This is a genomic window from Microcystis sp. 0824 (assembly GCF_003112475.1).
In the GTDB taxonomy this organism is placed as follows: Bacteria; Cyanobacteriota; Cyanobacteriia; order Cyanobacteriales; family Microcystaceae; genus Microcystis; species Microcystis aeruginosa_C.
In genome coordinates, this window is the sequence record NZ_BDSM01000026.1 from 180,568 (window position 1) to 188,293 (window position 7,726).

Sequence of the window (7,726 nt, forward strand, 5' to 3'; positions counted from 1 at the left end):
AGGTGAGGTCAATAAAAAAGTTAAAAAAGAGAACCATTCAGATAGGCACAGCGATGACGAAGGACTTGCGGTACATTGCCAGAATTCCAACTTGCGCCAGCAATTTTAACACGAAACCCAATTTGTTTCACCTGAGATGACCCGGAGCCAGAACCAATGGAAATCCACTCTTCTTGAAAATAACCATAATTGACAATTCGATGTTTATGCTTGTTCAAATAAATAATAAAATTCTCCACTTGCGGCTCTGACCATCCTTCGCGCACAAGAGATAGCCGCGTCCACGTCCCCCTTCCAGAGAAAACATTTTACCTCCTCAATTCCCTGGAATGACCCGCCAACTTTATAGAGGTTTTCGATTAAATGATACCAGTACAAAATTTCAATTCTTTCCTGTTTCTCTCCTATCTGACCAAATAAATTCCAGATACCATCATGTCCATCTCCTAAACAAATTAAAGGTTTAGCCAAAACTTGAGAATTAACCAAATCTAACAAAGCTGAGTTATCTTGAAAAAAAGCCGCTACCCCCAGTTGATGAAAACTCACTGCTTTATAATCACGCCAAATTAAGGCTTTTCCCTTGGCAGTTCTTAGTCGTACCTTACCGCCATCTAGGCTCATTTCTTCCACTTCTACTTCTGGGTTAGACGGTAATTCTTCAAAAGCATAGCGATGTACGAGGCGTTGTTGGGTACTGTGAGAAACAGCAATCCCTGTCAATGATTTGATTTTCTGCGCCGATTTCTCGTAGGATTCATCGCCACTTAATAGCAAACAGTTCTTCTCTAACATTGGACTCATCTGAGTCCGAGACTTTATATCTAATTTTTTCGCTTGTTTTTCTGTAATTGGTAATTCCCCCAAAATGCTTTTCACTTTTCTCATCCGACCGGCGGTTTCTCCAGTGCTTGTTTTGACAAAAAAATACCGATTTCTGGGTTGACATACTCAATCATTAAATCTCTAACAGTCTCCTCTATCTCTGCCAAGTTATTAAATTCCTCAACTTGGGATTGTTTATAAAGACATTGCCCTAACTCTTGACATAACTCTTTAATTCTTTTTTCATTTTCTGATAGCATTGGATTGTTCCTCCTATCGAGCTATATTCTGAATTGTAAGTTATAAATATTAAGTAGTCGTGCAAAATTAATTTCCTAGTCGAGACAGGAGACAGGCTTCGGCCGTGAGCTCAGCGTTCGACTGAGCTCACGCCGAAGTCTCACGCCGAAGTCTCACGCCGAGGTCCGAACGGGTGTGGGGTGATGGGGAAGTGGGGTGATGGGGGATAAGATAATAAATGCTGGTGATTTCACCTGATCTTGACTGAGCCTGGGAGTTTTATGAATAGTCTTTTGATTGCGGCTACGGATACCGATGCGGGTAAAACCGTTGTCACCACTGCTTTAGTGGCTTATTGGCAAAAATACTATCCAGCCAAGGCCTTGGGGCTGATGAAATTAATGCAAACGGGTCAAGGCGATCGAGAATGGTATGAGGGTTTATTTCAGGGTCAATTAGAAATGATCACACCGCTGCAATATCAAGCACCCTTAGCGCCTCCTGTGGCTGCTGATTTGGAAGGTCGAGATATTCCTTTAGGGACAGTGTGGCAAGCTCTGCTGAACCTACAAAAAAGCCAAGATTTAGTTTTAATTGAGGGTTTAGGGGGTTTAGGTTGTCCTGTCACTCACGAGCTAACTTTGGCGGATTTAGCGGCTCAATGGCGGTTAAAAACCCTTTTGGTGGTGCCGGTGAAATTGGGGGCGATTTCCCAAACGGTGGCTAATATTGCCCTAGCAGAGCAGAAAAAGGTCAATTTGGGCGGAATTATCCTTAATTGTCTTGAACCGCGCACGGAGACGGAGATAGAGCAGTTAACACCGATCAATTTAATTCAATCCTTGACTAATTGTCCGGTTTTAGGTGTTTTTCCCTTTATCGAAGATCGTCGGGATTTGGATAAATTGGCCTCGGTGGTGGCTAGTTGGCCGGAAATTAAGCTGTCAAGCATTTAAATTGCTTGTTGAGATGAAGCAAAAGGCAAAACGGAGAATAAATTAGGGTAAGTCCAGATATTCTTGTTCTGTTAGGGCAAATTCTGGATCAATTATTTTTACTTCATTATAGGTGAGTTGATAGAGTTTGTAAACTAAGTGATCGATCTGCTTTTCTAATTCGCTTGTGTTAGCGTTAGTATCGTCTTTTTTAGCGGCGAGAATTTCCTCAACAATATTCTCAATTGAGTCTGATGTTAATACTTTAGGCAATGGAATTTGTTCAATATACTTTGGCTTGATATTGTAATCTACAAAACTGTTTGAGAAATACCAATTTGTTAAATTTGAATTCAGTATAGCTAACAAGAATTTCAAAGAGGGAGTATTTTCAGAAATGACAAATGAGTAATTGTTGAGTGGATAATATTCACCATTTACATCTAAAGCACAAACAAGTCTCGTTTTCATACTTAGCTTTCTTATATATTGAATTAGTATTTTTGGCTGTTCATAGTTAACATTACCTAGTCCAGCTAAATCTTTAGATATATTCAAAAAGTCGCCTTTCCAAGTAATAATATATTTTTTGATATTATCGGCAGAAGATGCACACTTTTTCCATATGCCATCATTATCTGGTTTTTGCTTAACAAATTTTTTGTTATTTCCCGTTTTAATTCCATACACCACTTTGAAGTTATTATTTAGTTTGTTTAAACTGCTAAGTTTGTCAATTAACGCTTCTTTTTCATTATTAGTATTTAAAAGGAATGTATTCTTTATATCTAGTTTAGACTGAGCTATATTATTTACATAAAAATCTGAATATAACTCTAAATCGTAAACTTTTTTGGTTGATTGAGACTTATAAAGGTTTACAATATTGTCTTGATCTTTTGCTTTTTTCAACAAATATATTGCAGGGACAATATCAGGAGCATCAGTAAAGACTTGTTTTTCAAGTTCTGTCAAAAATATAATCTTATTTGTTGAAAATAAATTTTTACGAATAGTTAAGAATTTATCCAAATAATAGACTGTATTAGTTGTAATAAAAGAAAAATATCCATTGTGTTTTAATATGCCAGACAAAGAAAGTTCGATAAAATAACAATATATTTCAATTTCACCTGATGTTTTAATATATTTATCTAAAAAGTAACGCTTTTCATATTCGCTTAAATCTACACCATAGGGAGGATTCCCAATTACAACATCAAACCCGACAAAATCTCCATCATCATTTAACACTTCAGGAAACTCAAACCGCCATTCCAAAGCATTCTTATACAGCTTACCGCTTTCAATATCTGCAATTTCAGCAGTTAGCTTATCAATCTCATTATTTAACTTAGTTACTTTTTTCTCCCGCGCTTTTTGCTCCGTCTTAGTCTCCTCAAACAATAAACCCTGATTTTCCAGATTATAAAGTTCCCCTTGTAATTGACGTAACTTCACCTTCTTAGGATCACTAATTAATAAATTAGCACTAAAACCCGCCTTAATCTTAGCAATCAGCGTTTCCATCTCCCGCTTTTGTTCCTTATTTTCCGCATTGCGATAAGTCTGGACTGCATTGCGATATTCCTCAATACTAAACTTCTGCTTCTGTAAAACCTGTTTAACATCCACATCCAAAGCAAAGCGACTAATCAAAGAATTACCACACTTGATATTAATATCAATATTTGGCAAAGTTTCCAAATTGCCATCCTCTCGATAATAAGCATTTTTTAAAAGCTCAATCCATAACCGCAAGCGACAAATCGTCACGGAATTAGGGTTAATATCCACCCCAAATAAACACCCCTCGATAATCGTCTGTTTCTCATGAAATAAGGCTTGCTGTACCCGTTGCTTTTCTTTATTATTCGGATGATAAGCAAATAAATTCCCCTCATCATCGTAAACCAATAACTTATCGTTTCGCACCTCTACCCGATAATCTTTTAGCGACTTACCCGAAGTATCTAATAAAACCCGTAACTCACTCTTAATCGCGATTATCTCATTCAAAGCGGAAACTAAAAAATGTCCTGAACCCACCGCCGGATCGCAAATCTTCAGGCTATTAATAATAACATTTGCCTCTCTTTTATCCTCAATTCGTTCATACAAATCATCTAAAGTTTGACAATTCCAGCCTTTTACTTCATTAAACTTCTGCACGATCGCTCTTCGTATCGTTTCCCGACACATATACATGGTAATAAAACTCGGTGTATAAAAAGAACCGTCCTTATAACCATTAATCTTTTCAAAAATTAACCCCAGCACCGAAGCATTAATTAACTTTTCGCTATCTTCTTGAGGATTTTCTAACTCATCTCGATCAAACTTATAAGCATCCAAAAACTCAAACAAATAAGCCAACGTATTTAACTCACCTACTCGCTTATTACCCTGATTATCTTTTAGCACCGTACCTGCAAAAATGGGTAAAGTTCGCTCCCGCAAATTGCCAATAAAAATCGTTTGCTGTTCCGTCTCCGTTGGCTCAAATAACGAACTATTTAAATAAGGTACATGAGCAAAAGTCGTTTTAACCTTAGCCTCGCGCTTATTTGTCTCCCTAGCTAACACATCAAAAAACAAACTATCGAGATCACTATAACTGGGAACTTTCGCCAAATTGAGAAAGGCAAAATCTCGATCGCCTTGATGATATTTAATTAATTGCGCTTCCAATAGTTTGAGAAACAAAACCCGATTAATCCAATTAATTGATAACCGCAACGCCACATTATAAAGCCGTTCCTCATCCGTAGTTCCAAACTCTTCTGGATTTTTTAATTGTGCAATTTTATCTAAACTATCCAACCGACTAATCGCATTTTCAATCAGGGAACCATCACAGCGATCGCCTTCTTTCATTTGTCTGATTAACTTCTTCCCTTTATCCTTAACTTCCGTCAAACCAATAATATACAAAAGCTCATTATAAAAAGGCTTATTTAAAGTATTGCTATCATTAACAAAAGGTAACTTAAGTAAATGTTCTGGCGAAAGAATCTTGTAAATATCAAGCAAATCTAAATTTTCCAGATCTCGCAGATCAAAATGAGTAAACTTAATTTGCTCAATAACTTTAGTGATCGCTGGTTCGGCAATTTGTTGATAGAAAAAATCCGTTTTTGTACTACTCAGTCTCCCTGCTTCAAAATCGCAAAACTGGTTAACTAGAGCCTTATTAGCAAAAAACAACTCCTCAAAAATCTTGCCATCGAAAATAAACCACTCATAAATATTTGTCACGATCAAGTGTTTAATCTCAAGATTTTTATCCGTCACCCTTTCGCGGAGAAAATATAAAACTAACTGCTGAAAAGCCTTAGTATTGAGATTATCCAGTCTTGGCATTTCTGCATTTATTGTCCGAGTAGGTTTCTTCGTCTCAAAAATGACCCCCACTGGACTTTTAACATCCTGATTATTATGAATCACCAGATCAATGCGCTCTTTTGTATTGATAAAATAGCGATCAGTATAATAGGTATTTTTTAAAAAATCTATCAGCAAATTTTTATTAAACTCTTCCGACTTTTTGCTGTCACATTGCTCCAATAAGCGCGTCAAATTAGCTTGAAAAACCTGAATTGTTTCAGTATCAGGCTTAATTTTCAAGTACACACGATTTAAGGCTTGTTTGAGTTCTCGCTTATTGACAATCATAAAAGTTTACCTCTAGGGAAACTACCGATTAATTTTAATTATAGCATTGCCAAATGATCGGTTAAAATAGAAGGATAAAAGTTGCAATCGAGGTCAATCCGTCAAAGTAAGTAATTTCTAACAGCAATGGGGAAATAATCCCCCGTTAAGTTACGCTGTGACGGGGGGAGTATGTCACTGTTGTAATGCTTTTAAGAAGCGTCCCATAGTGGCAAATAAACCGGACTTTTTGGCTTTGTTAGCAGGATTAGAACTATCATCGGGATTATTACTAGAAGCTTTCAGAATCAGATTTTCTAACGCTTCGCCCATGGGTTTAGTGGATTGTTCGGAAATTAACTCATAACCGTCTTCTTTTTCGAGCCAAACTTGCCACAAGGAGGGATAGGAACGATAAACGATCGCTGATTCCAAGGGACGAAAATAATAACAACTTTCTAGGGTACTTAAAAATCTTTCTCGCAATTGTCGGGCTGCGTAACCGATACCCACCACCGATACATCTTCTAATTGAGGAATTAGAAGAACTACCGGGCGATCTTCGGCCAGGTTACAGAGTTTTTCTACGGAATTAATCTCCACCGAGGAGGGACAAACAACTAAAAAAGCTTCATCTTCGGGCTTAATTTTGTTTTCGACGGGGATAAAACGACTGCCTAAATCTCCCAGTTGAAAAACTGTTTCTCCCCAATCCCGTCGAGCTAACATGGCGGCCCCGGTATCGGGAAAAATTACCCTTAAACCAGAACCATAACTGTCAAAAATAGATGTAAAATCAAGGGCTAAAGCTTGCGCTTGTAGAGCAATTTCTGGGATAACTAATTCCACTTGTATGCGTCTAGCTCCCGATTCTAGAGCCAGTTGAGTGGCGGCTTTCGCTTGCAGGATCGTTTCTTCTAGGGAATTGGGTAGGGTCATTTCAGTTATCAGTTATCAGTGATCAGTTATCAGTTAAGTAAGTGGTTTCAATTAAATTGAAGATAAATCCCCCCTCGATCCCCCCTTAATCCCCCCTTAATAAGGGGGGCATCTGAAAGTTTTTAATACCTACCTACTTAAGTTTAGATGAAGTATGACGGGATTTGACATCATCTCCAGCATTAAGATAACTCCTATAAAATACTTTTAGTTTTTAAGAAGAAAGTCGGTAATCGGGGCAAAGGTGAGGAGAGAAAGCTTAGGAAAGCTGATAGGGGCCGTGACGTTGGGCATAATAATCGAGAATTGCCGTGACCAGAGTGCGATCGCTTTCCTGAAAAGCCTCGGTATAGTTAATTTCCAAACTACCGATCTGACTTTGGTGATAATCAAATTGTTGGAACTGCTGGGGGGTGAGATGGGTTTCCACACCTTGAACCTGTTGTAAATGGCTGGCTAATTCTCGATAGATAGCCAAGGGCATTTGGGGATAAATAATGGTTTGTTTTTGTTGAATAGCAATCGATCGCACGGGTTTTATTCTCCTGATTCGGGAATATTATAACCGATCGAGGCCTGCGGTGCGGTGGCGGGTTCGGGGACACCATCCCCTAAACGACGGGTAATAGTTTGACCGTATTGTTCTAGGACAATATAGGGATTGTCGGGATCGGTGTTGATCGCTTTAACTAAAATTAAACCATTAGAGAGGGTAGAACCGGGGATAACTCGACGTTCCGTGGCTTCTCCGGTGGCTTTCACGATCGCCATGGCACTGGTGGGCAACCGGATGATGCCCAATACTTGCACTTCTTCCGCTTCCGTCGGTTGCGGTGGTGGGGGAGGTGCTTTAACTATCGGTAGTCTAAGAGTGGGCGGTGCTTTCACTATCGGTAGTCTAACCCGCATTTCTCACAAAAAGTACGATCACCAACCCCCGAAGCCTTACAAAATCTGGGTTTTGACTGGGTGATCGCCTTGTAGCAAAAACGACAGTGTGTTGTTAGGATTCAACTTAAGCTCATCATCAATTAGACCTTGAAAAAAGAACAAATTTAAAATGCGTATTTTTAGGTTAATTAGTTGATAAAGTCTCAATTTTAAGTAGAGAATGAAGTCAAAAGCTTGCTATA

Annotated in this window: 4 protein-coding genes and 2 pseudogenes; 1 reads left to right on the forward strand and 5 read right to left on the reverse strand. The window is 38.4% G+C overall.

Going from position 1 to position 7,726, the window contains the following annotated elements; translation table 11 throughout:
* Positions 1-20: 20 nt before the first annotated feature.
* Positions 21-1,085 (reverse strand): annotated as a pseudogene (locus tag N0824_RS11530) (ISKra4 family transposase).
* 261 nt (positions 1,086-1,346) lie between these two features.
* Here N0824_RS11530 and bioD point away from each other — a divergent pair.
* Positions 1,347-2,021, forward strand: a complete 675-nt coding sequence (gene bioD, locus N0824_RS11535) for a dethiobiotin synthase (RefSeq protein ID WP_108936858.1) — start codon at positions 1,347-1,349, stop codon at positions 2,019-2,021.
* Positions 2,022-2,063: 42 nt separating this feature from the next.
* On the opposite strand, the gene N0824_RS11540 is transcribed toward bioD, so the two are convergent.
* The 4 genes and pseudogenes from N0824_RS11540 to N0824_RS11555 form a co-directional block, all read right to left on the reverse strand.
* Positions 2,064-5,675 (reverse strand): Eco57I restriction-modification methylase domain-containing protein, encoded by a 3,612-nt coding sequence (locus tag N0824_RS11540; protein ID WP_108936859.1) that lies wholly within the window; start codon positions 5,673-5,675, stop codon positions 2,064-2,066.
* A 174-nt stretch (positions 5,676-5,849) separates the two neighbouring features.
* Complete coding sequence (locus N0824_RS11545; RefSeq protein ID WP_108936860.1) at positions 5,850-6,593, reverse strand: DUF1995 family protein; 744 nt, start codon at positions 6,591-6,593, stop codon at positions 5,850-5,852.
* 259 nt (positions 6,594-6,852) lie between these two features.
* Positions 6,853-7,125: a hypothetical protein gene (locus N0824_RS11550; RefSeq protein ID WP_108936861.1), complete on the reverse strand. Its 273-nt coding sequence runs from the start codon at positions 7,123-7,125 to the stop codon at positions 6,853-6,855.
* 5 nt (positions 7,126-7,130) lie between these two features.
* Positions 7,131-7,472 (reverse strand): annotated as a pseudogene (locus N0824_RS11555) (hypothetical protein); the annotation flags it as partial.
* Positions 7,473-7,726: the final 254 nt, after the last annotated feature.